At 59.0% G+C, this 23,257-nt stretch carries 26 protein-coding genes; 25 read left to right on the top strand and 1 reads right to left on the bottom strand.

Annotated elements, in window-relative coordinates; translation table 11 throughout:
- The first annotated feature begins 60 nt into the window (after positions 1-60).
- The 16 genes from K5K95_RS19475 (at position 61) to K5K95_RS19400 (ending at position 14,788) form a co-directional block, all read left to right on the top strand.
- A complete protein-coding gene (locus K5K95_RS19475) occupies positions 61-873 on the top strand; it encodes a ribonuclease activity regulator RraA (protein ID WP_222585638.1) in 813 nt (270 codons plus the stop codon).
- Positions 873-1,337, top strand: coding sequence for a nuclear transport factor 2 family protein (locus K5K95_RS19470; RefSeq protein ID WP_222585637.1), 465 nt, complete (start codon positions 873-875; stop codon positions 1,335-1,337). The genes K5K95_RS19475 and K5K95_RS19470 overlap by 1 nt, the downstream gene beginning before the upstream one ends.
- On the top strand, positions 1,334-2,740 hold the full coding sequence (locus K5K95_RS19465; RefSeq protein WP_222585636.1) for an aldehyde dehydrogenase (NADP(+)): 1,407 nt from the start codon (positions 1,334-1,336) through the stop codon (positions 2,738-2,740). Before K5K95_RS19470 ends, K5K95_RS19465 begins: the two co-directional genes overlap by 4 nt.
- Positions 2,741-2,752: 12 nt before the next feature.
- A complete protein-coding gene (locus K5K95_RS19460; protein WP_222585635.1) occupies positions 2,753-3,046 on the top strand; it encodes a Dabb family protein in 294 nt (97 codons plus the stop codon).
- Positions 3,047-3,197: 151 nt separating this feature from the next.
- On the top strand, positions 3,198-4,484 hold the full coding sequence (locus K5K95_RS19455) for an MFS transporter (RefSeq protein ID WP_222585634.1): 1,287 nt from the start codon (positions 3,198-3,200) through the stop codon (positions 4,482-4,484).
- 42 nt (positions 4,485-4,526) lie between these two features.
- On the top strand, positions 4,527-5,336 hold the full coding sequence (locus K5K95_RS19450) for an NAD-dependent epimerase/dehydratase family protein (RefSeq protein ID WP_222585633.1): 810 nt from the start codon (positions 4,527-4,529) through the stop codon (positions 5,334-5,336).
- A complete protein-coding gene (locus K5K95_RS19445; protein WP_222585632.1) occupies positions 5,333-6,424 on the top strand; it encodes a mandelate racemase/muconate lactonizing enzyme family protein in 1,092 nt (363 codons plus the stop codon). The genes K5K95_RS19450 and K5K95_RS19445 overlap by 4 nt, the downstream gene beginning before the upstream one ends.
- Before the next feature lie 14 nt (positions 6,425-6,438).
- Positions 6,439-7,350, top strand: a complete 912-nt coding sequence (locus K5K95_RS19440) for an aldose 1-epimerase (protein ID WP_222585631.1) — start codon at positions 6,439-6,441, stop codon at positions 7,348-7,350.
- A gap of 95 nt (positions 7,351-7,445) precedes the next feature.
- Complete coding sequence (locus K5K95_RS19435) at positions 7,446-8,714, top strand: OprD family porin (RefSeq protein WP_222585630.1); 1,269 nt, start codon at positions 7,446-7,448, stop codon at positions 8,712-8,714.
- 156 nt (positions 8,715-8,870) lie between these two features.
- On the top strand, positions 8,871-9,413 hold the full coding sequence (locus K5K95_RS19430) for a PilL N-terminal domain-containing protein (RefSeq protein WP_222585629.1): 543 nt from the start codon (positions 8,871-8,873) through the stop codon (positions 9,411-9,413).
- Positions 9,410-10,081 carry a chemotaxis protein gene (locus tag K5K95_RS19425; RefSeq protein WP_222585628.1) on the top strand — a complete coding sequence of 224 codons (672 nt, stop codon included), beginning with the start codon at positions 9,410-9,412 and terminating at the stop codon, positions 10,079-10,081. Before K5K95_RS19430 ends, K5K95_RS19425 begins: the two co-directional genes overlap by 4 nt.
- A gap of 9 nt (positions 10,082-10,090) precedes the next feature.
- A complete protein-coding gene (locus K5K95_RS19420) occupies positions 10,091-10,810 on the top strand; it encodes a TIGR03759 family integrating conjugative element protein (RefSeq protein WP_222585627.1) in 720 nt (239 codons plus the stop codon).
- A complete protein-coding gene (locus tag K5K95_RS19415; protein WP_222585626.1) occupies positions 10,792-11,340 on the top strand; it encodes a lytic transglycosylase in 549 nt (182 codons plus the stop codon). The genes K5K95_RS19420 and K5K95_RS19415 overlap by 19 nt, the downstream gene beginning before the upstream one ends.
- Positions 11,337-11,852 (top strand): integrating conjugative element protein, encoded by a 516-nt coding sequence (locus K5K95_RS19410; RefSeq protein ID WP_222585625.1) that lies wholly within the window; start codon positions 11,337-11,339, stop codon positions 11,850-11,852. Before K5K95_RS19415 ends, K5K95_RS19410 begins: the two co-directional genes overlap by 4 nt.
- A 9-nt stretch (positions 11,853-11,861) precedes the next feature.
- Complete coding sequence (traD, locus tag K5K95_RS19405; protein WP_222585624.1) at positions 11,862-13,967, top strand: type IV conjugative transfer system coupling protein TraD; 2,106 nt, start codon at positions 11,862-11,864, stop codon at positions 13,965-13,967.
- Positions 13,968-14,056: 89 nt separating this feature from the next.
- The gene (locus tag K5K95_RS19400; protein WP_222585623.1) at positions 14,057-14,788 is read left to right on the top strand and encodes a TIGR03747 family integrating conjugative element membrane protein; all 732 of its coding nucleotides are present in this window, start codon (positions 14,057-14,059) and stop codon (positions 14,786-14,788) included.
- A gap of 288 nt (positions 14,789-15,076) precedes the next feature.
- On the opposite strand, the gene K5K95_RS19395 is transcribed toward K5K95_RS19400, so the two are convergent.
- Positions 15,077-15,448, bottom strand: coding sequence for a histone-like nucleoid-structuring protein, MvaT/MvaU family (locus K5K95_RS19395; RefSeq protein ID WP_222585622.1), 372 nt, complete (start codon positions 15,446-15,448; stop codon positions 15,077-15,079).
- 307 nt (positions 15,449-15,755) lie between these two features.
- Here K5K95_RS19395 and K5K95_RS19390 point away from each other — a divergent pair, with 307 nt between their 5' ends.
- The 9 genes from K5K95_RS19390 to K5K95_RS19350 are packed head-to-tail and all read left to right on the top strand — an operon-like array spanning position 15,756 to position 23,223.
- Positions 15,756-16,091 (top strand): RAQPRD family integrative conjugative element protein, encoded by a 336-nt coding sequence (locus K5K95_RS19390; protein WP_222585621.1) that lies wholly within the window; start codon positions 15,756-15,758, stop codon positions 16,089-16,091.
- Positions 16,088-16,327: a TIGR03758 family integrating conjugative element protein gene (locus tag K5K95_RS19385; protein WP_222585620.1), complete on the top strand. Its 240-nt coding sequence runs from the start codon at positions 16,088-16,090 to the stop codon at positions 16,325-16,327. Before K5K95_RS19390 ends, K5K95_RS19385 begins: the two co-directional genes overlap by 4 nt.
- A gap of 17 nt (positions 16,328-16,344) precedes the next feature.
- A complete protein-coding gene (locus K5K95_RS19380; RefSeq protein WP_222585619.1) occupies positions 16,345-16,716 on the top strand; it encodes a TIGR03745 family integrating conjugative element membrane protein in 372 nt (123 codons plus the stop codon).
- 7 nt (positions 16,717-16,723) lie between these two features.
- Positions 16,724-17,137: a TIGR03750 family conjugal transfer protein gene (locus tag K5K95_RS19375; RefSeq protein WP_222585618.1), complete on the top strand. Its 414-nt coding sequence runs from the start codon at positions 16,724-16,726 to the stop codon at positions 17,135-17,137.
- Entirely contained in the window at positions 17,134-17,775 is a 642-nt protein-coding gene (locus K5K95_RS19370; protein WP_222585617.1) for a PFL_4703 family integrating conjugative element protein, read from the top strand. The genes K5K95_RS19375 and K5K95_RS19370 overlap by 4 nt, the downstream gene beginning before the upstream one ends.
- Positions 17,772-18,584 carry a TIGR03749 family integrating conjugative element protein gene (locus K5K95_RS19365; protein ID WP_222585616.1) on the top strand — a complete coding sequence of 271 codons (813 nt, stop codon included), beginning with the start codon at positions 17,772-17,774 and terminating at the stop codon, positions 18,582-18,584. Before K5K95_RS19370 ends, K5K95_RS19365 begins: the two co-directional genes overlap by 4 nt.
- The gene (locus K5K95_RS19360) at positions 18,574-20,091 is read left to right on the top strand and encodes a TIGR03752 family integrating conjugative element protein (protein ID WP_222585615.1); all 1,518 of its coding nucleotides are present in this window, start codon (positions 18,574-18,576) and stop codon (positions 20,089-20,091) included. Before K5K95_RS19365 ends, K5K95_RS19360 begins: the two co-directional genes overlap by 11 nt.
- Entirely contained in the window at positions 20,054-20,470 is a 417-nt protein-coding gene (locus K5K95_RS19355; protein ID WP_222585614.1) for a TIGR03751 family conjugal transfer lipoprotein, read from the top strand. Before K5K95_RS19360 ends, K5K95_RS19355 begins: the two co-directional genes overlap by 38 nt.
- Complete coding sequence (locus K5K95_RS19350; RefSeq protein WP_222585613.1) at positions 20,470-23,223, top strand: conjugative transfer ATPase; 2,754 nt, start codon at positions 20,470-20,472, stop codon at positions 23,221-23,223. Before K5K95_RS19355 ends, K5K95_RS19350 begins: the two co-directional genes overlap by 1 nt.
- The last annotated feature ends 34 nt before the right edge of the window (positions 23,224-23,257 follow it).

Genomic DNA, 23,257 nt, shown 5'->3' with positions numbered 1-23,257 from the left:
GGAATAAACATCCAGATGCGCGCTGCATTTGAGCGGCATGACTCAGCCAGGAGAACAAGAATGACGCAGATTCACCAATACGCTGACGCGTATGACAATTCCGCGAACCGCAAGGTAACGGTCAGCGATGAAGTGCTGACCATGCTCGCCGGCTGCAGCAGCGGCTCGCTGACCACCCAATTGTTCAAACTCGGTTTCCGCCAGCCGGCGCTGGTCGGCCTGCGCGCCCTGAGCAAAAACATCAAACCCTTCGCCGGGCGCGCCTATACCATGCGGTTCATCCCTGCACGGGAAGACATCGACACTTACGGCACCATGACCACCAAGCCTAATGGCGACAACCTGCAATGGCAGGGTGTAGAGCAGATTCAGCCCGGGGATGTGCTGGTCATCGACAGCCAAAATGATCCCCGCGCTGCCTCGGCCGGCAACATTCTGGTAACCCGCCTGCTGGCTCGCGGCGCCAAAGCGATCATCACCGACGGAGCCCTGCGCGACGGCAGCGAAATCGCCGCCCTGCCGCTACCCGCCTATGCCCGGGAAATCACCGCCACCACCCGTATCTCGTACCACCATGTGGCGGACTTGCAGGTGCCTATTGGCTGCGCAGGCGTCGCGGTGTACCCGGGCGATGTCATCGTCGGCGACGCGGACGGTATCACCGTGGTTCCCGCCCACCTCGCGGAGGAGCTGGCCGAGTACTGCTCGATCCAGGACGATCTGGAAAACTACCTCGCCATGCGCATCGCTTCTGGCGAGGCCTTATGGGGTGTTTATCCGCCAGGTCCGGAGGCCATTGCCGCTTACCATGCCTGGATCGCTGACGGTCGCAAACCGATTCCGAGCATCATCGCTCAGCAGGAGGGCAACTGATGTCAGCCCCCGCCGAACACCCATACGCCGCCCTGATCCGCCGCTACTTCGCTGCGTGCAATGCCGCCGATCACGACGAACTGGTGGCCTGCTTCACTCCGGACGCCGTGCATTACTTCCCCGCCGGCTTGCCGGAAATCCCTTGGCGCAGCGCCGAAACCATCGCCGCCAAGTGGGTCTGGTGTGTGGAGAATCTGGGCTCGCAGTGGACCATCGAAAAAATTCTGGTCAGCCACGACAGCCACGAAGCGGTGATCGAGTGGACCCACTGGAAAGGCAAGCTCGGCACGGCCTTGCGTGGGGATGAGTGGTACATCTTTGACCCGCACAGCGGACTGATCAAAGAGATCCGGGCGTACTACGCCTCGCCTGCAGACAAGGAAGTCGCCATCAATGAACTGGTGGACTTCGACTATCAAGCGCGGGGCTACCACCTCAACCCTCTCAATGGAGGCTTGAAATGAGCACATCAGAACTGATTCAGATCGACCAAGTGGTCGCGCAAGCCGCCGACACAGCGACATTCTGGGCACAATCCAGCCCTCAGGTTCGCGCGGCACTGCTCGAAGGCCTGGCCGCAGCACTGGAAGGCCATCAAACGCGATTGATTGCGCTGGCCGATGAGGAAACTCACTTGGGCACGGCACGCTTGACCGGTGAAGTGACCCGCACGGCTTTCCAGCTCCGCGGGTTCGCCACTGAAGTGTTGAATGGAGTGCCTTATGCCCGTGTTGATGATCAAGCGGTAGCAGGCACGCCTCCAGTCGGTCGGCCACGGCTGACCCGCGTATCCGAACCGCTGGGGCCGGTGGCGATGTTTTCCGCGAGCAATTTCCCCTTTGCCTTCTCGGTGCTCGGAGGTGATACCGCATCTGCATTAGCCGCAGGCTGCCCTGTGGTAATCAAAGCCCATTCCGGCCATCCACAACTGTCGCGTGCCGTGTATGAGATCGCGCTTGGCGTCCTCGCCGAACAAGGATTACCACAAGGCCTTCTAGGGCTGGTCGAAGGCGCTTCGCGGGCCGCCGGAGTTCGCTTGGTGGAACATCCGCAGATTGCTGCAGTGGCCTTTACCGGTTCCTTCCAGGGCGGCAGCGCACTGTGGAAAGCGACCAACGAGCGACCTCGGCCGATTCCATTCTTTGGTGAGCTGGGCTCGATCAACCCGCTGGTGGCCCTTCCGCAGATTCTCGAACGTGACGGTGAGCATCTGGCCAAAACGCTGGCTGGCTCAATCACCATGGGCTGCGGTCAGTTCTGCACCAGCCCGGGTGTGATCGTGTTGCTGGAGCACCCTGCCAGCGAGCGTTTCATCAAGCAACTGACAGACGCTTTGCAGCCTTTGCCAACGCATCCCATGCTGACGCCGAGCATGCGTCGCGGTTTCGATCACGGCATTGCCAGTCTGGAACAGGCCAGTGCCGCGCACTCACTGTTTACGCCTCACGCCAACGGCGAAGGCCCGGCACCACGACTGTTCGAAATAGCGGCGCAGGCATTTATCGAGAACGCCACACTACGCGAAGAAGTCTTCGGTCCCGCAGCCGTAGTGGTCAAAGTCGCCTCCATTGAGCAAGCAATCGAGGTGATCGAGGCGATTGGCGGAACATTGACAGTCACCCTGTGGGGTTTCGACAACCCCGACGAGCCGACCCGAAGCTTGTACCGCGCCGCCCGACGCATTGCCGGTCGGGTGTTGTTCAGCGGCGTGCCGACCGGTGTTGCTGTGACTCACGCACAACACCATGGCGGCCCATGGCCGGCGTCGACCCAACCGCAAACCACATCGGTCGGTTATGCCGCTCTGCAACGCTTTTTGCGGCCGCTGGCACTGCAAGACGCGCCGGCCTGGGCACTCGAAGAATAAGGAGCAAACAGCATGATGAAACACATTGTGATGTTCCGTCGTTTGCCCGACGTGAGCACCAACCTTGAACTCGAAGCCCGCCTGGTCCAGTGGATGCACGGCCTGGAAAAGGACATCGATTTCGTTCGCGACTGGAAAGTCTCGGCCAACGAACTGGACCGGCCAATTTGCTGGGACTACCTGCTCGAAGCCACGTTCGATGATGCCGAAGCGGTCCAGCGCTACCTGCCTCACCCTGCCCACATGGCGTTGGTGGCAGAGCTGAAAAAATACTTTGAATGGGCTGCCATCGATTACAGCGACTGACCTGTCAGCAGTCGCCAGAGCCCTCATCGGACTTCACCGAATGGAGGCTGATTCAAACGGGCGTTCTCAAAAAGAACGTCCGTCTAGCTGATCGAACGAACACTAAAAAAACAATAATCGGCATGCTCCAGATGCCGGCCGGAGATTCAACATGCACAAGAAAAAGAACTACCGCTGGACGATCCTGACGATGCTGTTCATCGCCATGATCATCAACTACGTGGACCGTGCTGCCCTGTCCATCGCCATGCCCTTCATCACCCAGGAATACCACCTCACGCCTTCCGAAAAAGGCATGATCTTCAGCAGCTTCTTCATCGGTTATGCGCTGTTCTGCTTCGTTGGCGGTTATCTGGCCGACCGCTACGGCCCAAAGCGCGTACTCACCTACGCCATGAGCGGCTGGTCGATCCTCTGCGGTTTGACCGCACTGGCCTTCAACTTCTGGTCGCTGCTGATTGTTCGCGCGCTGTTCGGTGTGGGTGAAGGCCCGGTATCCACCACGGCCAACAAAACCGTGAACAACTGGTTCCCGATCAAGGAACGGGCGCGCGCCATCGGTATCAACCAGGCGGGCGGCCCTCTGGGCGGTGCATTGGCTGGGCCGATTGTCGGTTTCCTAGCTCTTTGGCTGGGCTGGCGCGTGGCCTTTATCGTGATGGCCGTGATGGGCCTGATCTGGGCTGTCTGCTGGTTCCGTATGGCAACCTCAACGCCCCAGGAACACCCGAAAGTCAGCGCCGAAGAAATCGCCCTGATCAACGCCGCACGCGATGTCCCGGTCATGACCGCTGCAGAAGCGCCACGTACGCCGGTGCTGGAAATCATTTTGCAGCGCTCGGTACTGGTTACCGGCGTGTCGCTGTTTTGCTACAACTACATCCTGTACTTCTTTATGACCTGGTTCCCCAGCTATCTGATCGACGCCAAAGGCATCGATCTGAAGTCCATGAGTATCGTCACTGCGCTGCCCTGGCTGGTGGGCACCGTCGGCTTCCTGTGTGGTGGTGTGCTGATCGACTACATCTACAAGCGCACCGGCAAGCAGTTGTTCTCGCGCAAAGTCGTACTGGTGACCTGCCTGCTGATAGCAGCGTGCTGCATCGCACTGACCGGCCAGGTCGAAGACGTGACACAAAGCGTGGTGGTCATGACCGTCGCCATCGGCTTCCTGATGCTGACCGCCCCCGCCTATTGGTCGCTGATTCAGGACGCCGTGCCGGATCATCAAGTCGGTACCGCCGGCGGCTTCATGCATGGTCTGGCCAACCTGTCGGGGATCGTCGCACCAACCGCCACCGGGATCATCATCCAAACGTCCGGTACTTATGCCAGCGGCTTCGCCCTGGCTGGTGGACTGGGCATTCTCGGAGCGCTGATTGTGGCGATCTTCGTCGGCCAGCCAAAATCCTTGACCCCATCCCTTTCGCCGGCCTGAACCCTCGCTGAGCAATGCGCAAACACATTTGAGGAGCGAAACATGCAAACCATCCTGATTACCGGTGCCGCAGGCATTGTCGGCAAGGCACTGCGCCCCTTGTTGCGTGAGCACTACGCCCTGCGCCTGTTCGATCGCCTGCCGATCACCGACTTGGCGGAAAACGAAAGCGCCTTTTGCGGTGACCTGACCCGCACCGCAGACATCCTCGAAGCGGTAGAGGGTGTCGACGGCGTACTGCACCTGGCTTGCGCTCACGGCACCGACATCCATTTCGAGAGCACCCTCAAGCCCAACTACAACGCGACTATGCAATTGCTTGAGGCCGCGCAAAAGTCCGGTGTGAAACGGTTTATCTTCGCCAGTAGTCATCATGTGCTGGGGCAATATCGCACTGATGCCGCCGAGTCGTTCGACGATTTGCCCGTGGCACCGGACAGCTACTACGCGCTGAGCAAAGTGTTTGGCGAGGCGTCCTGCGCAACCTATGCCCAACGCTACGACATGGCGATCTGCGCGATTCGCATCGGTAACGCCGACCCTCTGGTCAGCGATGCCCGCCGGTTGCGCCTCTGGGTCAGTTCCCGTGACCTGGCGCAGTTGGTGTGCATCGGCATGGAGCACCCGCAGATTCGTTTCGAGGTGCTTTACGGGGTCTCCGAAAGCCCACAGCCACTTTTCAAAAACACCCGAGCCAGGGAACTGGGCTATCGCCCGCTGGACAATGCCAAGGACTTCATCGCTCCCGGCTACCTCGACTACGACGCCATGTGCGCGCAAAGCTCCGGCCGAGACCTCCTCGGTGGTGCCTATGCGGTCAGCCCACTGGCCAGCTGCCTGGAGTCCGCATGATTATTCGCAAGGTTGATACCTTCATTGTCGAAATCCCTTTTCACGACGGCGGCAAAGGCCAAGGCATCACGCCCACCACCTGGCGCACGCTGGAAAATGTGCTGGTGCGCATCGAGGATGATCAGGGGCATGTAGGCTGGGGTGAAGCATTTGGTTACTTCACTGCAGATGCCACCAAGGCCACCATTGATCGATTAATCGCACCAGTGCTGGAGGGCAGCACGGTCGAGGACATTGGCGCCTGGAACCTGAAGACTCAGCGTCAGCTGCATCTGTTCGGTCGTTACGGCGTGACGATGTTCGCCATTTCCGGGGTGGACATCGCGCTTTGGGATCTGGCGGCCCAGCGCCGTGGCGTGCCGCTGCATCGCCTGTTTACCGACAAGCTGCGCAACCATGTGCCAGCCTACGCGAGCCTGGTGCGCTACGCCGATGGCGAGGTCGCGCCGGACATCTGCCGCAAGGCACTGAACATGGGTTTCAAGGACATCAAGCTGCATGAAGTGACCCTGGGGGAAATCGCCCAATGTCGGGACGCCATCGGCTACGACGTGCCGCTGTCCACTGATGTGAATTGCAGTTGGTCAATTGCCGATACCCGCGCCTGGCTACCGAAGCTTGCAGATCTTCAGCTGGCCTGGCTGGAAGAGCCGATCTTCCCGCCGGAGGATTTCGTGACCTTGAACAGCTTGCGCGGCCAGGGGGTTTCGCTGTCTGCCGGTGAAAACTGGTGCAGCGCCTTCCAGTTCGAGCAGGCGCTCAAGGCTGGAGCGGTCGACTCGGTGCAGCCGAGCGTGACCAAAGTCGGCGGCATCAGTGAATGCTTGCGCATTGCCGAACTCGCACGGCAGTACAACACCCCGGTCTTGCCACACTGCCCTTACTTTGGCCCCGGCTTCCTCGCCACCTTGCACCTGGCGGTCGCTCAAGAACAGGTCGCACAGATCGAGTACCTGTTCGTCGAACCGGACGCCTGGTTGTACGACATCGAAGGCATGCGCAAAGGCCATTTGTTCGAGATTCCGCAAGGCGTTGGTCTGGGCCAGCAGATGGATCAAAACGTCTTCGATCGCTTCCGTCGCGCTTGAATCAGGAGCAGACAATGTCGACCCGCTTTCAGCAACTGACCCTGCAAAACGCCGAACTGAGCCTGCAATTGCTCCCCGAGCACGGCGGCCGAATCGGTCGCCTGCAAGTGCGCAAGCATGCCCTGGAAATTTTGCAGCCGATCGATGCCTCTCAGTCGCTGGACCCACTGATCTGGCCCAAGGGCGGCGCCTATCCGCTCATCCCCTACTCCAATCGAATTGCTAACGCGCAGTTGCGCTTCGAGGGTCGGGACTATGCGCTGCCCGCTCATCCGCAGGCTTTGCCGCACACCTTACATGGCATCAGCCATACCCAAGCCTGGCAAGTCGATAGCCAGTCGACGACCCAGGCTAGCCTGAGCCTGGACTACAGCGGCCCACACTGGCCATGGCCGATTCGGGCCGAGCAGCATTTCGAGCTGAACGGCGGCAGTTTGCGGATCCGGCTTGCACTGTTCAATAAAGGGGAAACACCGATGCCGGCCGGTTTAGGTCTGCACCCGTATTTCCTCGCTCACCCGCAACTGCAAGCCAGTTTGAGTTGCACTCGCCAATGGCAGATCACAGCGGATTACCTGAGCACCGGACAGCACCTGACAGGTGACGTGGCGATGCAATTCGACAGTCAGTCCTGGCAAACCGAGACCTGTGCCTATTACCTGTCGCAATGGGCGGGCAAGGTCGATCTCGACTATCCGCAGGGCCGCCTGCGCCTGACAGCCAGCCCTGAACTATCGCATCTGGTGGTGTTCGCTCCAGTAGGCTCGCCTTATCTGTGCATCGAGCCGGTTTCACACCTGGCGGATGGTTTCAACCTGCAACCGCTGCTTGGAGAACTGAGCGGCACCCAAGTCGTGGCGCCTGGAGAATGCTTCTCGGCCGACCTGTGTTTCGAATGGATCGAGCCCCCACAACGGCCCGGATAACCTCTCAGCCTGACCTTCAACCGTTAACTGACGCCTACCTGCCCGCCCGAGAATCTCGGGTGGTGAGTTCACTCATCTCTAAAAAGAACAAAAAAATGAAAATCAAACCCTCATCGCCTCACGCCATGACCCTCTGCATGACACTCTGCGCCATGCCATTGGCGGCCCATGCCGATTTCGTCAGCGACAGCAAAGCCACCGTGCTGATGCGCAATTTTTACTACAACCATGACCTTCGGGATTCAAAAGCTCCGGCTCAATCGAAGATCGAGGAGTGGGCGCAAGGCTTCATTCTCAAGGCTGAATCGGGTTACACCGAAGGCACGGTCGGATTGGGTCTGGACATGTATGCCGGTCTCGGGATCAAGCTCGACTCCTCGCCCGACCGCAGCGGCTCGGCCTTGCTCCCCGGTGCCTACAACCGCGCGGGCGGCCCGCGCAATGCCGATCCACGTTCCGTTGATGAGTATTCCGAGGCGACCGGTGCGCTAAAAATGAAAGTATCGAAAAGCGAACTGAAGGTCGGTGGCCTGTTCCCAAAAATCCCGCTGGTGTCTGCCGGTGACGCGCGCCTGCTACCACAGTTTTTCGAAGGCGCCATGCTCAGCGTTCGCGAGTTCGACCATGTCGATATCGATCTCGGCCAGATGCGCGCGGTCAACTATCGTGAATTCAGCGGCAGCCGCAAGATGCAAACCGGTAACTACCTGTCGGTAGAAAGCGACCGTTTCAACTACCTTGGGGGGACCTGGCGGATTGCGCCGAATGCCTCGGTTGGCGTGTGGGAAGGCGAACTGAAAGACGTTTATCGTCAGACGCTCTACACCACCACCCTCAACCAACCGGTAGGCGCCTGGAAGCTCGGCGCCGTGGTCAATTACCTTGCCTCCAGCGAAGCCGGCGAAGAACTCGCAGGCAAGCTCGACAGTCGCATGGCGTCGACCCTGCTGTCTGCCAATCTGGGCCCACAAACATTCCGTTTTGGTTTGCAGTACAACGCGGGCGATAGCGCCTTGCCATTTCTTCACGACACCGACCTCCCCGGTGTGGCCAACGCAGTCCAGGTGCTGCGTTTCGATCGCGCGCAAGAGCGCTCATGGCAAGCACGTTACGACTTTGACTTTGCAGGCGTCGGCTTGCCAGGCCTGGTGGCAATGGCACGTTATGTTCATGGCGATAACTTCAAGATTAACGGACAAGACGGTCAAGAATGGGAACGTAACATCGACCTCAGTTACACCATCCAGAGCGGCACCTTCAAAGACCTGTCGTTCAGATTGCGTAACGTCGAACTGGTCGGTGATGCGACAGGACGTCGCGATGAGAATCGCTTTATCGTTTCCTATGCACTGGCGCTGTTTTGATCCTTGATATGCCCCCAAGTCGATCATGAGATCAAATCATGGAGGATGAATCGAACGCTCTCTTCTAAAGCGATTAGCTATGACTCGGTTTTATCACTGAATCACTCCATCACCTCATGTCAAGTTCTGCACTGAATCTGACATGAGGTTTTTTCCATGGAGCGTTTTTTCACGCCTGCCTGCCTGCTGGGCTTGTTGAGCGCCTGCACCGCGCCAATCCCCACCTCATTGCCGATCAATCCAGAAATCGACAGCGGCTCCAATCGACCCTATCTCTGGAAGGGCAAAGCCGAAAGAAGCTCTCCGGGAGTGCTCCGCTATGGCCGCTATACGCTGGTCAGCACCGAGCCCACCACGGAACAACGCGATGTTCTCGCCCAAATCATCGACGTGAGTATCCCGTCCAACCTGAATCCTTCGGTACTGGAGGCAATGCACTTTGTGCTGCAGCGCTCGGGTTATTCACTCTGCCCTGCCGCCGATCCAGTCAAGGTACTTTTTACCCGGTCTCTGCCCGCAGCCCATTACCGGCTTGGCCCAATCTCTTTGCGCCGCGCGTTGCAAGTGCTGGCTGGCCCCGCCTGGCAACTCACGACCGACGAAGTCAGCCGTTCGGTCTGCTTCGAACAGCAGAAAATGGTTGCCGGGGTCGTGCAGGTCACACCCGTCTTGCCTCATCAGTCGGAGGCACGCCCGTGAAAGCCTCGACGTTTCAAACCGTCATTGTCGGACTTCTTTGCCTGGTAATTGCCGGCCTGAGTGGTGGTTTGTATAACCAGTATCAGCGCGTGGCCGAGCTACAGAGCACGAACACGCAATACCAACAAGCCCTGGACACCCTGCAACGTGATGCGAACGCACTCAAGGATGCACAGGAAAAACTGCAGTACGCGCTGAAAGACCTGAAGCAGGTGGTCGATTCCGGTGAGCAACAGACCAATACCCTCGATCCGATGCTGGATCAATGGGCACAAGAAATACAGGAACTGCACGACGGTCTGGCAGACCGCGCCACCGTGGCAGACCTGACAGCGCTACGCGCACGTTTTGAGTACGTCGAGCAGCAGTTCCTGGACCTCAAGACCCAGCCATCACCCCCACCACCAACGTCTTCCGCGACCAAGCCGAAACAGAAGGCTCGCCCCAAACCCGTCCCGCTCTCGCCACCGTTCTCAGTGTTGAGTGTCGAGTCCCGCGGGGATGAGCGTTTTCTGGCGGTTGCACCTCATGACAGTCGCTCGCTCACGGATGTCCGGCTGCTGCATAGCGGTGAGCAACTCGGCGCTTGGCGTCTGAAAGTGCTGGAGCTGAACTCAGCCATCTTCGCGGTGGCCGCTCAGCCAGACCAGACCGTGCAAGTCCCTTGAGCAGCAATCATGAACAGAGCGCCACTCCTCCTCGTCGTTTGTCTGGTTTCGCTGCTGACCACGGGTGTTGCGATGGGTAACCCCATCACCACACAGTCACGGATCCAGGACACACAGTCCGCTCCGCTGGAGAGCTCTCACTCTGAGCAGGCTGCGAGCTGGGGTCTGACGGAGCAGGAGTGGACGCGCTTTGAACAGATCCAAGCTGGCCCGCGCGGTTTCTGGAGCCCGAACCTCGATCCGTTGACCGCACTCGGAGTCGAAGCCCAGACCGACCAAGAGCGCCAGCGCTATGCCGAACTACAGGTAGCACTGGAAGCCAAGCGCGCCGAGCGCGAGTTGGCCTACCAAAACGCTTACACCGCGGCCTGGGCCAAGCTGTTTCCTGGGCTGCTGCCGATCCAGGGCATGGCATCCCCGTCCCCCGCCAGCTCAGCGGTCGCGCCGCGCCAAGCCCTGTTTGTGGAGGACCACTGCCCCGCGTGCACCGCCGAAGTGCAGCGTCTGCAAAGCAGTGACACGGCGTTCGATATCTACCTGGTGGGCAGCCAAGGCGAGGATGAACGCATCCGTAGCTGGGCTCGGCAAGCAGACATCGATCCGGCCAAGGTCCAACGCCGTCAGATCACCCTGAACCATGACCGGGGTCGCTGGTTCAGCCTGGGGGCTCCGGGGCCATTGCCTGCCACATTTCAACAGGTGAATGGACAATGGCAACGCCTCGACTGAGTGGTATTGCGCTCCTGCTGACGGTGCTTGCCGTCCAGGCTGACGAACTTCCGCCTCCTGCCTACCAACTGGCGGCGCATGACGCCGACATCCCTTCTACGGTGCTGTTCGCCATTGCCTTGCAGGAGAGTGGTATCCGCGTCCGTGGTCGATTGCTGCCCTGGCCTTGGACCTTGAACATCGCCGGAACCCCCTACCGCTTCGCCACTCACCAGGCCGCCTGTCACGCCTTGCTCCAGGCGCTCAATCAGTATGACGCCAAGCGGGTCGATGCTGGACTTGGGCAAACCAACCTGGGCTACCACGGAAAACGTTTTTCCAGCCCTTGCGAAGCCCTCGACCCCTACCGAAATCTTGCCGTGACCGCCGCGCTGTTGCAGGAGCATCACGATGCCACCGGTGATTGGGTCTTGGCTGCCGGGCGCTATCACCGTCCGGCAGGGGGCGCGCCGGCAGCACGCTACCGTGCTGGCTTTTCCCAGAGACTCGAACAGCTGCTGATTTCCTTTGAACTGGGCACACCACCATGAAACGAATCGCCATTGCCTGTTATTGCATCCTGCTCTTGGCACCTTTCGCCCAGCCGGAACTGACCGTTGCCGAGGATCAGCCTAGCAACTTCACCCGACCCCATTTTCAAGTTTCCAGGCCGCCCATAAACAACAAGATCCAACCTGATCGGGCCATGCATGCGGACCTGTCCACGTTTGCCGATGAAGCCTGGATACTGCCCATCCGCAGTTCTCACTTGAGCCCCGGCCAGATCACGTCTCGCTCCCTGAACATGCCGGGCTTGCGGCCATTTTTTCTGGTCGGTGAGGATCCCCAATCGCTGACTTGGCTGCGTCAACGCGCGGCTGAACTGCAGGAAATGGGTGCAGATGGCCTCGCCGTCGAGGTGACTGATAATGAAGCCCTGGCCCGGATTCGAGCAGCCGCTCCGGGCATCACCATTTTGCCGGTCAACGGCAACGACATCGCCACCCGCCTGCAGATCGAGCACTACCCCATCTTGATCACTGCCACCTCACTAGAACAGTAAGCCCAGGTCATGGCCGAGCATGCAATGGAGTCCAAGCTCCGGCCAGCGGTGGAGCTGTATACCGTAGCGATCTGCATCGCCGCCGCGGTGTTGTGTGTGTACTCGCCCTGGGCTGTGGCCCTGTCACCCGAGATCGGTCTGGTTGCCGCGCTGGCCTATGCCCTGTTCGGCCTGATCCGACTGCAACAAGCTTGGGAGGTACTGCGCTATCGGCGCAATATCCGCCGGCTGCCCCGCTACGAGCTGACCAGCCGACAGATTCCGGTCAGCCGCAAGCTTCTGTTCATGGGCCGAGGCTTTCGCTGGACCCGCCTGCACACCCAGCGCTTGGTCGAGGCCCAGGATCCGGCAGTCGCCCACTATGTCGACCAACCGACCCGTTACCGCCTGGCACGTGGACTCGAACGGCGCCTGGAACATGCACCGTTTCCACTCTCGTCACTGGCGCGTGTCACTGCCTGGGACAATGCTTGCAATCCGTTGCGCCCTTTGCCCCCGGTCGGTGGCTCGCCGCTGTTGCACGGGGTCGAGCCCGACGAAACGGAAGTCAGCCTGCCGCTGGGCGAACGGGTCGGGCATACCCTGGTGCTGGGCACCACCCGCGTCGGCAAGACACGACTCGCCGAGGTGTACATTACTCAGGACATCCACCGCATCGAACACGAGGTAGTGATCGTTTTCGATCCGAAGGGCGACGCTGACCTGCTCAAGCGGATGTACGTCGAAGCCAAACGGGCCGGTCGGGAAAAGGAATTTTATGTGTTCCATCTGGGCTGGCCAGAGATCTCCGCGCGTTACAACGCCGTGGGACGTTTCGGGCGCATCTCGGAAGTGGCGTCGCGCATTGCTGGACAGCTCAGTGGTGAAGGTAACTCTGCGGCCTTTCGTGAGTTCGCCTGGCGTTTCGTCAACATCATCGCCCGCGCCCTGATCGAGCTGGGCCGACGCCCGGATTACCTGCAGATCCAACGGCATGTGGTCAACATCGACGCCCTGTTCATCGAGTACGCCCAGCAGTTTTTCGCCAAGACTGACTCAAAAGCGTGGGAAGTGATCGTCCAGCTTGAAGGCAAGCTCACCGAGAAGAACATTCCCCGGCATATGATCGGGCGCGAAAAGCGGGTGGTGGCCATAGAACAGTACCTGGCGGTAAAGCGGGTATTTGATCCGGTAATGGACGGACTGCGTTCAGCGGTGCGGTATGACCGCACCTACTTCGACAAAATCGTCGCCTCGCTACTACCGCTGCTGGAGAAACTCACCACCGGCAAGACCGCCCAGTTACTGGCTCCCAACTACACCGATCTAGATGACCCACGGCCGATCTTCGACTGGATGCAGATCATCCGAAAACGCGGCATCGTCTACGTCGGTCTGGATGCGCTGACCGATGCCGAGGTCGCTGCCGCCGTGGGCAACTCCATGTTCGCCGATCTGGTCTCGGTCGCGGGCCATATCTACAAACATGGTATCGACCATGGTCTGCCTACATCGAGCAGGAGCACCGACAAGCTGCCGATCAACCTGCACGCTGACGAGTTCAATGAGCTGATGGGCGATGAATTCATCCCGCTGATCAACAAAGGCGGTGGCGCTGGCATCCAGGTGACAGCCTACACCCAGACCCTCAGTGATATCGAAGCGCGCATCGGCAACCGCGCCAAGGCCGGTCAGGTCATCGGCAACTTCAACACCCTGCAGATGCTCCGTGTACGCGAGACCGCCACCGCGGAGCTGCTTACTCAACAATTGCCCAAGGTAAACGTGTTGACCAAGACCCTGGTGTCGGGTGCCACCGACACCTCCGATCCCGAGGCCAACACGGACTTCACCTCATCCTCACAGGACCGCGTCAGTAGCACCAGCGTGCCGTTGATCGAGCCTGCACACATCGTCAGTTTGCCAAAAGGGCAAATGTTCTCCTTCCAGGTCGGTGGCCAGCTCTGGAAAGTCCGTATGCCTTTGCCTAAACCCTCCAACGACGATGCCATGCCCAAGGATTTGCAGGAACTCACTCAACGGATGCGGGCGACCTACAACGAGCAGGCAGGGCAATGGTGGAGCGCGAGTGGTGGCGGCCCAACAATTAACTTCGATTTAGATCAGGTGCGGTAGCCCTACTCTGACTAGGTTCCGATTAAGCAAACACACATTCTGAAGGCGTCAGGACGGCATCAACTCTGCGGCGCGCAATGGAGTGAATGATGGCGACTTCCACACAAAACACGCCGCCACAACCGATCCAACATCCAGGGCTAATTGTCTCAACGATTAGCCTGATGCTGCGCATCATTGGTTTGCTGGTCGCCTCATTGCTGTTTTCGATCCTCATCGAATTCGTCGGTCTGTTGCTCTTCTGGGGAGATCAAGGCTGGCTGCATAGTCAGGCCATGCTGACCAGCGAACTGGGCTGGCTCAGCGAGCACTTCAAATCGTCACTCATCCTCCAACAACCCGGGCAAACGATTGTCCAGTGGCTGGATTTCCTAAATCAGTGGCTGCTGGTCAAGACCGGCTTTGCGGATTTTGCCCTGCAGGCGCGGGTGTCGAGCCAGGGCAACGGCGTCTGGAGCTGGATCAACCAGCTCTACGTGAGCATTGAGAATTTCGTGCTGGCCGCGGTGTATGTGACCTTCACTTTCGTCGTGCGCCTGACCATACTGGTCCTGGCCACCCCCCTGTTTCTGCTGGCAATGTTTACTGGTTTTGTCGATGGACTGATGCGCCGAGACCTACGAAAATTTGGCGCTGGGCGAGAAAGCAGCTTTGTCTACCATCGTGCTAAACGAGCCGTGATACCACTACTGATCGTGCCCTGGGTCATTTACCTGTCTCTGCCCTTTTCGCTCGATCCCACGGCCGTATTTTTGCCTTGTGCGGTGACGCTCGGCATCACCACGGCCATCACGGCAACTACATTCAAGAAGTATCTCTGATTCGGAAAAAACCAAAGTTTCATTTACATATCCCGATGCTTGGATAGTTATCCCGCGACCGAAAACTGATACACCACACGAATGCAAATTAAGCTGCTAAAGGTCGTTCTCAAATCCCACTATGAGTTAGAGCATCAAGTGAAATGCAGACGTCCAAAATTTTGAGGAGTATTAAGGATCTAACCACCAATTAAACTGGCGCAGGACTGGGTCAAGACTTGCATTCAGGACTTATCATTCTCATCGAGAAAAAAGGGCCTTTACAGGCCCCTTGTCATCAACTCGATTTTACTGAGTACGCCACGAGTCAACAACGTCTGCGCCAAACTCGGCTTTCCATTCCTTCAGTCGACGATGATTTCCTCCCTTGGTTTCGATCACCTCTCCAGAGTTCGGATTTTTGTAGATCTTCACTTCGCGAGCCTTACGGACTGCCTTTACGGGGGCGGCTACAGGTGTCGAGGTCCGACGGCCAGCTTCTGGATCCAGGATGCCAATGATGTTCTTCAAGCTGAAGCCGTACTCGCCAAGCAGCGCACGTAGCTTGCTCTCAAATTCCATTTCTTTTTTCAGACCGGAATCACTTTTCATCGACTCGAGCTCTGCTAGCTGTTCGGCCAGTTGTTGCTCAAGCTTGCGAAATTCAGCCAAACGAGACATGTGAAACTTCCTTCAGGTTAGGGGAACGAGGAAACGAACATTCCCATACTAAGCGATGATCAGCTCTTCGTCACCCATGCAGCTTTCAAGCAGGAGTTAATCTACTCATACTGCATGAACGACGCATTATTAACGGGGAAGGATTGCTAAACTGGGCTCTCTTTTTCGCCCAATCGATAGCTGGCGTATGTGTGAGCAAACTTCTTCCGCACGGCTGCAAAAAAGCGATACATCCCATGTCACGTTTAATACTGAATAATTCAACCTCTAACTTGATGCTGGCTCCATATCCATGTGGAGCAGCATCATGTCGACTACCATTTTTCGCTGTTCTTTACTCCTTTCACTGGCCTGCGTTCATGGCAGTAGCTATGCGGCACCAGCTGATGAGCAGATACAGCTCAGCCTAATTCAGCAGCAACTCAATACTATCGAACGCCTTGCAACACGAGCGGAGACAGCCAGCACGTCAGAACTAGACGAGCGCTATCGTTTCGACTACCCACGCCTGTCTCAGGACATTCAGCGCATCCGCCAAGGTGTGCAGAACTATCTCTCTCCATCCCGTGCTCAACCCCGCGATCCCACTGAACTGGTCGGCGATTACCGCCTCGACACTCCGTCCACGGAGCCTTCGCCATGAGCATGACTGACGCCCAGACCTCAGCGTTCCAAAACGCCTCCGGTTTCTCGGTGCAGAGCAGCTCGACGCTATGGCTTTCCTTGGTTCTCGTCCTGGCTTTGCTTTGGTGTGCCTGGGTGATGTGGACGGCCTACCGGGGTTGGGCGACAGGCAGTGTGCGCTTTGGAGCCTTCGGCGGCAGTGCCACGCGCGTCTTGCTCGCCCTACTCGTCCTGATGTTCTTCACCCTGTCCTAATCCAGGAGATCACCGTCATGCTCAAGTGCCTTGCCCCTCTGAAAAACAACCTGCGTGATGGTGCGAGCCAGCGCTTGATTAGTCTGCTGTTGGTGCTCGGCCCAAGCCTGGCTTTTGCCGAACTCCCCACCATGGAAGCGCCTTCGCGCGGCGAAGGATCCGGGTTGATCGAGACGATCAAAAACTACGCCTACGACGGCGGCATTTTGCTCGGTCTGCTAATCGCCCTACTCGCTTTTCTCGGCGTAGCCTGGCATTCGCTGACGGTGTATGCCGATGTGCAGAACCAACGCAAGACCTGGAAGGACTTGGGTGCTGTAGTCGGCATCGGGGCCCTGTTGGTGGTGATCATCATCTGGTTCCTGACCAAGGCTGCCGCGATTCTGTGAGGTCAAGATGAACGACACTATCGAACGCCTTGCCGACGGCACCTTGGTTTTTCTACCAGAGCGACTCAATCGTGATCCTGCCGTATTGCGTGGTTTAACCAATGATGAAATGTGGGTGGCGCTCGGTGCCGGCGCAGTCATTGGCCTGATGCTGGGTGTTCCTCTGGCGATTGCCACCGCCTCCATTGCCGCGGCACCGACAAGCATAATCGCAAGCATGACGGTGGTGTTATTGGCCGGAGGCACGCTACTGCGGCGGGCCAAACGGGCTCGCCCCGAGACGTGGTTGTACCGCAAGCTCGAATGGATACTCGCCAGCCGTTGGCGCCTGGATCGCGGAAGTTTGATTCTCCACTCCGGCGCCTGGACGGTCCGTCGTTCGCGTCGACTGCGCCCTGCCCTGTCTCGGTGGCAGCGATGAGCCGGTTTCGGAACAAGGTGGATGCCCAGAACGCCCATATCTTCAGCCTGCGCCTGGCAGTGCTGATTCTGGCTCTGATCTGTGCCGGACTCTGGTATGGCTGGCGCTCGGCACCGACCGATCTGACCGTGCACGTGCCACCGGATCTGCGCTCGGGCAGCACTCGCAAGTGGTGGGATATCCCCTCAGAGAATGTCTATGCCTTTGCCCTGTACATCTTTGGCCAACTCAACCGCTGGCCCTCGGATGGCGAGCTGGATTATCGACGCGCCATCTATGGCTTGCAGTCCTACCTGACACCCGCCTGCAAAGCCTTTCTCGACGGCGATTATGAGTACCGCAAGGCTGCTGGCGAGCTGCGCCAGCGGGTGCGTGGCGTCTACGAAATTCTGGGCCGTGGCTACAGCGAGGATCCAGAACTCAGGGTCAAGCAACTCGACCGCGACAGCTGGTTGGTCAAGCTCGACCTCAACGCCGATGAGTATTACGCCGCCGAACCGGTGAAACGGGTGGTGGTGCGTTATCCATTACGCGTAGTGCGTTTCGACCTGGATCCTGAGCGCAACAAGTGGGGACTGGCACTGGATTGTTATCAAGGCACGCCGCAAAAAATCTCCCTGCCTGGAGTTGAGCCATGAAGTGGATGTCTACCCTGGGACTCACCGTCGCACTGATGCTATGGGGAGCTGCAGCGCAGGCCGTCGAGCTGATGCGCTGGGAACGCCTACCCCTCGCGGTCCCGTTGGTGATCAATCAAGAACGAGTGGTCTTTATCAATGAGGATGTTCGAGTCGGCGTACCCTCAACCCTCACGGGCAAGCTGCGCGTGCAATCAACTGGCGGCACGCTGTACCTGCGCGCGTCGCAAGCCATTGCCCCGACCCGACTGCAACTGCAATCGGTCGCGACGGGCGAGATCATCCTGCTGGATATCGCGACCACACCTGGTGATCAACCACTGGAGCCAGTGCGTATTCTCAAGAATGCTCAGGTGCAGGCTACCGAGACGGAATCTAGCACCGTCCCTGTTCCAGATCGTACGCCGATCCCAGTCGCTTTGACGCGCTACGCCGCACAGAGCCTGTACGCGCCGCTGCGCACCGTAGAATCCCTGCCCGGCGTACGCCACGTACCGCTCAAACTGCGCAGCGAACTGCCAACCCTGCTGCCGACCGAACATGTGTCCAGCACACCTATAGCAGCCTGGCGACTCGGTGATTACTGGGTGACGGCGGTGAAGTTGCACAATCATGGTTCAGCGACGGTGCAACTCGATCCGCGTCGGCTTCAGGCCACCCTGTTCGCCGCCACCTTCCAGCATGCTTTCCTCGGACCAGTCGGCAGCGCTGAAGACACCACGATTGCCTACCTCGTCACCCGCGGTGCTGGCCTCGAACGAGCCGTGCTGCTTCCGCACCTTGCGCGAGGTGCTGACGATGAAGGCTAACGTCTTGCTCAAATGGCTGGTACCGGCTGCGCTACTGGCCGTGGTGGTGATCATCCTGAAAACCTGGGTCGTGGGGAGTAGCACGCCCTCCCCAGAGCACCCAGTTGATCAGGGCAACCTTCAGTTATCCGCCGAGCAAGCCAAGTCGCTCGGCATTGCTGGCGATACCCCACGCGATACGGTCGCCACCCTGGTCGGTCAGGTGAAGGCCATGCGCAGCGACATGCTCGGGTTGAAGAAACACAACGATTCACTGCAGACGGAGAACAACCGCCTGCGCGAGCGGGAAAACAGCGTCGATTCGCGTATCCAGACCGCGCTTGGCAGCGTGACCCAGCAGGTCGACGAAGGCCGCCGACAAGCCAACGAGGCCCGACTCAAAGCGGAACAAGACAGCCGCCAGGCCCGTGGTCTGCTGACGCAATTGCAGGAACAGTTGTCGGGGCTGACCGGCAAAAGCAAGGACATGCCGATCGGATTGGGGCTTGAGCCTGGCGATGGGGCTCAGTTCGACGGGCAACATTCTGCCAATGATGCGCTGCAGTGGATTGAACCCTCGGATGCTCCGCCCACCGACGCCCGAGGCAAAACCAAGACCTCCTCCGCACTGAGTCTGCCTACCGCCTTCAACTCACTGGAGGGCTTGAAAGATAACGCTATTGATCGCAGCCAGAAACAGCTACGTGCGGTCACCCAGGGTGAACGTGACCTGACACGATCCGCTGATCGTACCGAAGGTGCGAAGCCGGTCTACACCATTCCTGAAAACGCGACATTGATGGGCTCGGTCGCCATGACCGCGCTGATCGGCCGAGTCCCGGTAGACGGCACAGTGAATGATCCCTATCCCTTCAAGGTGCTGGTCGGCCCCGAGAACCTGACCGCCAACGGCATCGACCTGCCGGACGTCGCAGGTGCCGTAATGAGCGGCACGGCGTCCGGTGACTGGACTCTGTCCTGCGTGCGCGGGCAAGTCGAGTCGATCACCTTTGTGTTTACCGATGGCACTATCCGCACGGTGCCTCAGCCAAAGGTGGTAGCCAGCCGTAATGCCTCCAACACCCAGAGTTCGAGCACCGACAAGATCCGTGGCGGACTCGGCTACCTGTCCGATCCGTATGGCATTCCTTGCATCACCGGCGAGCGCCGCTCGAACGCCCAGCAGTACCTCGGCAGCCAGAGCCTGATCACTGCGGCTGGTGCCGGTGTCGCCGCCTTGCTCGGGGATGAGCAGAACAACAGCAGTGTGATCAGTTCGGGTGGCAGTACGCTCGGGGTTACCAGCAGCAGTGGCAATAGCGCACTGAATTCAATCCTCAGTGGTGGGGTCAGCGACATCCGCGAGTGGGTCAACAAGCTTTATGGCGAGGCCTTTGCTGCGGTGTACGTGCCCCCGGCAGCACAGGTCGCACTCCACCTCGACCATGAAATCACCATCGACTACGAGCCCAAGGGCCGGAGTGTTCGCCATGAAAAAGACCATGCCTCTCTGCCTGACATGGATTAGCGTGTTCTGCTGGGTCCTGACGGGGTGTTCCACCGACAAGGGCACGCTTTTGCCCCATGGCGAGCAAACCATGCTGGACATCTGGAACAGTGCCGGTTCGCAAGGCACTCAGCAGCAACTGCTGGATGCTCGGCAACCGTTACGACGCCCGCTGGCTCAGGTAGATTTTTCCTCCTCTCTCCAGGAACCGTACACTCGCACAGCGGCGAACGAGATCCGCAACCTGTTCCCTCGCCTGCCCAATCCCGATTTGGTGTTGTACGTGTATCCGCATTTGAGTGGTACCGAGCAGGTACCGGTCCCGGGTTACTCGACCGTCTTTCCGTTCTACCAACGGGTGCAGTACGCATTGCCTGGTGAACGTCAGGATGACTTGTAGTGCGTACCGGCGATTCGGGTAACCGCACTCCCGCGGGGAAAGCCTGCCGCAACCCATTGCGCCCTCGCGCCACGTTGGCCGATGAAGCTGCACTGTATGCGCACAACCCCAGCTTCACCGATCACCTGCCTTGGGTCGAATACCTCGACACCGAACAGTGTTTTCTACTCGATGACAATCGCTCGGTGGGTGCGGTGTTCGAGTTACTGCCCATCGGCACCGAAGGGCGCGAACCTGATTGGCTGATGGCGGCCCGCGATGCCCTCGAGGATGCCCTGCAGGATAGCTTTGACGAGCTGGATCAAGCGCCTTGGGTGGCGCAGTTTTTCTGCCAGGACGACAACGACTTTAGCCCCTACATTACCCGGCTCACCAATTATATTCAGGACAGCGCGCGAGGCACGATCTTCACCGAGGCCTATTTGGAGCTTAGCCGCTGTCATCTGAAGGCCATCGCCAAGCCCGGAGGGCTGTTTGAGGATAAGGTGGTGACACGCCTGCCCTGGCGTGGCAATAACCGCCGGGTACGCCTGGTGGTCTATCGCTGGCTTGAGTCTGACGGTGAGGAAACGGGGCTCACCCCAGTGCAATTCCTGCAACAGACTTGCGAACGAATTGTGTCTTCGCTACAGACGTGTGGGGTGCAATCGACGCGAGTCGATGGCCGAGGTCTTTATGCCTGGCTGCTGCCCTGGTTCAATCCTGCGCCCAGGCTCACCAATGACGCACCCGAGGAGTTCTACCGCCGCGTGGCCTACCCGGAGTCGGGCGACGGTAAGTCGCTGGATCTGCCCTTCGATCACGATTTCGCCGAGCGCCTATTTTTCAATGAGCCGCATTCGGATGTGCAGCGCGGACTCTGGTGCTTCGATGGTCAACCCCATCGGGTGATGGTGGTGGACAAACTGCGACGGGCACCGTCGATTGGTCAACTCACCGGAGAAACTCGCAAGGGCGACGCGGTGAATGCGCTATTCGACCAGTTACCTGAAGGCACGGTGATGAGCCTGACCCTGGTGGTCAAGCCTCAGGACGTGCTTGAGGATCAGTTGAATCGCCTGGCGCGCAAAGCCATCGGTGAAAACCTGGCCTCGACTCAGACCCGCCAAGATGTTGAAGAGGCTCGTGCGATCATCGGCCGCCAGCACAAGCTGTACCGCGGCACCCTGGCGTTCTACCTGCGCGGTCACGATGAACAACATTTGCACCTGCGCTCGGTCAGCCTTGCCAACGCACTGTTGGGTGCGGGTCTGCAACCGGTACGCGAAGGCGATGAAGTCGCCGCCTGCAACAGCTACCTGCGTTGGTTACCAATGGCTTACAACCCGGCCCGCGACACGCGCAATTGGTACACCCGCCTGATGTTCGCCCAGCACCTGGCGAACCTGGTTCCAGTCTGGGGCCGCAGCACAGGCACCGGCCACCCGGGCATCACCCTGTTCAACCGCGGCGGTTCGCCGCTGAGCTTCGATCCGTTGTCACGCCTAGACCGGGCCATGAACGGCCACCTGCTGTTGTTCGGCCCGACCGGCGCCGGCAAGTCGGCCACATTGGTCACCCTGCTGATGCAGGTCATGGCCGTGTACCGCCCTCGCCTGTTTATCGTCGAAGCCGGCAACTCATTCGGCTTGCAGGGCGACTACTTCGCGACACAGGGCCTGTCAGTCAACAAGGTCCAATTGAAACCTGGTGCCTCGGTCAGCCTCGCCCCCTTTGTCGATGCTTGGCGTCTGGTCGAGCAGCCAGATCAGGTGGCAAGTCTGTCGGTTGATGAGTGGGACGATGAGGCGGTAGCCAGTCGCGAAGACCAGCGCGATATTCTCGGCGAATTGGAGATCACCGCCCGCCTGATGATCACCGGCGGCGAGGCCAAGGAAGAGGCGCGTCTGAGCCGAGCCGATCGCAGCTTGATCCGTGAGTGCATTCTCGATGCGGCGCAGACCTGTACCGCAGCAGGCCGTCAAGTACTTACCCGCGACGTGCGCGACGCCTTGCTGCGCGTCGCTGCTAACACACACTTGCCGGAGAAACGTCGCGAGCGCGCCCAGGAAATGGGCGAGTCCTTCGACTTGTTTTGCCAGGGTTTCGAGGGCGAACTGTTCGATCGCGAGGGCACGCCTTGGCCCGAGAGCGATGTGACCATTGTCGACCTAGCCACTTACGCTCGCGAAGGCTACGAGGCACAGATGTCCATCAGCTACATCAGCCTGATGAACACCGTGAACAATCTCGCCGAGCGCGATCAGTATCTGGGCCGGCCTATCATCATGGTCACCGACGAGGGTCATATCATCACCAAGAACCCGTTGTTGGCGCCGTTCGTGGTCAAGGGCACGAAGATGTGGCGCAAGCTTGGCGCGTGGTTCTGGCTGGCGACGCAAAACCTTGCCGACTTCCCCACTGCCGCGCAGACCATGCTCAACATGATCGAGTGGTGGGTTTGTTTGAACATGCCGCCCGCGGAGATTGAAGAAATCGCTCGCTTCAAGAAGCTCACCCCGGCACAAAAAGCCCTGTTGCTTTCCGCTAGCAAGGAACCGGGCAAATACACCGAGGGGGTGGTGCTGTCGAAAAAGCTCGAAACGCTGTTTCGGGCTGTGCCGCCCAGTCTTTACCTCGCCCTGGCCATGACCGAGCCTGAGGAAAAGGCCGAGCGCTGGACACTGATGCAGAACAACGGTTGCTCGGAATTGGAGGCGGTTTACCAGGTAGCTGAACGGATCGATAGAACGCGAGGAATAGAGCCAATATAAGGGGAAGTGACTCCCGGCTTTGGCCACCCCGGCT

Source organism: Pseudomonas sp. DR48, from assembly GCF_019823085.1.
GTDB lineage: Bacteria > Pseudomonadota > Gammaproteobacteria > Pseudomonadales > Pseudomonadaceae > Aquipseudomonas.
Note: the sequence above shows the minus strand (reverse complement) of the source record. Positions and strands in the feature narration are given on the sequence as shown.

Coding starts and splice junctions, on each gene's coding strand:
- K5K95_RS19435 (WP_222585630.1), top strand. CDS start 7,446: ATGAAAATCAAACCCTCATCGCCTCACGCCATGACCCTCTGCATGACA.
- K5K95_RS19380 (WP_222585619.1), top strand. CDS start 16,345: ATGCTCAAGTGCCTTGCCCCTCTGAAAAACAACCTGCGTGATGGTGCG.
- K5K95_RS19360 (WP_222585615.1), top strand. CDS start 18,574: ATGAAGGCTAACGTCTTGCTCAAATGGCTGGTACCGGCTGCGCTACTG.
- K5K95_RS19445 (WP_222585632.1), top strand. CDS start 5,333: ATGATTATTCGCAAGGTTGATACCTTCATTGTCGAAATCCCTTTTCAC.
- K5K95_RS19385 (WP_222585620.1), top strand. CDS start 16,088: ATGAGCATGACTGACGCCCAGACCTCAGCGTTCCAAAACGCCTCCGGT.
- K5K95_RS19430 (WP_222585629.1), top strand. CDS start 8,871: ATGGAGCGTTTTTTCACGCCTGCCTGCCTGCTGGGCTTGTTGAGCGCC.
- K5K95_RS19410 (WP_222585625.1), top strand. CDS start 11,337: ATGAAACGAATCGCCATTGCCTGTTATTGCATCCTGCTCTTGGCACCT.
- K5K95_RS19375 (WP_222585618.1), top strand. CDS start 16,724: ATGAACGACACTATCGAACGCCTTGCCGACGGCACCTTGGTTTTTCTA.
- K5K95_RS19400 (WP_222585623.1), top strand. CDS start 14,057: ATGGCGACTTCCACACAAAACACGCCGCCACAACCGATCCAACATCCA.
- K5K95_RS19395 (WP_222585622.1), bottom strand. CDS start 15,448: ATGTCTCGTTTGGCTGAATTTCGCAAGCTTGAGCAACAACTGGCCGAA.
- K5K95_RS19420 (WP_222585627.1), top strand. CDS start 10,091: ATGAACAGAGCGCCACTCCTCCTCGTCGTTTGTCTGGTTTCGCTGCTG.
- K5K95_RS19415 (WP_222585626.1), top strand. CDS start 10,792: ATGGCAACGCCTCGACTGAGTGGTATTGCGCTCCTGCTGACGGTGCTT.
- K5K95_RS19450 (WP_222585633.1), top strand. CDS start 4,527: ATGCAAACCATCCTGATTACCGGTGCCGCAGGCATTGTCGGCAAGGCA.
- K5K95_RS19365 (WP_222585616.1), top strand. CDS start 17,772: ATGAAGTGGATGTCTACCCTGGGACTCACCGTCGCACTGATGCTATGG.
- K5K95_RS19390 (WP_222585621.1), top strand. CDS start 15,756: ATGTCGACTACCATTTTTCGCTGTTCTTTACTCCTTTCACTGGCCTGC.
- K5K95_RS19475 (WP_222585638.1), top strand. CDS start 61: ATGACGCAGATTCACCAATACGCTGACGCGTATGACAATTCCGCGAAC.
- K5K95_RS19370 (WP_222585617.1), top strand. CDS start 17,134: ATGAGCCGGTTTCGGAACAAGGTGGATGCCCAGAACGCCCATATCTTC.
- K5K95_RS19470 (WP_222585637.1), top strand. CDS start 873: ATGTCAGCCCCCGCCGAACACCCATACGCCGCCCTGATCCGCCGCTAC.
- K5K95_RS19465 (WP_222585636.1), top strand. CDS start 1,334: ATGAGCACATCAGAACTGATTCAGATCGACCAAGTGGTCGCGCAAGCC.
- traD (WP_222585624.1), top strand. CDS start 11,862: ATGGCCGAGCATGCAATGGAGTCCAAGCTCCGGCCAGCGGTGGAGCTG.
- K5K95_RS19440 (WP_222585631.1), top strand. CDS start 6,439: ATGTCGACCCGCTTTCAGCAACTGACCCTGCAAAACGCCGAACTGAGC.
- K5K95_RS19460 (WP_222585635.1), top strand. CDS start 2,753: ATGATGAAACACATTGTGATGTTCCGTCGTTTGCCCGACGTGAGCACC.
- K5K95_RS19455 (WP_222585634.1), top strand. CDS start 3,198: ATGCACAAGAAAAAGAACTACCGCTGGACGATCCTGACGATGCTGTTC.
- K5K95_RS19355 (WP_222585614.1), top strand. CDS start 20,054: ATGAAAAAGACCATGCCTCTCTGCCTGACATGGATTAGCGTGTTCTGC.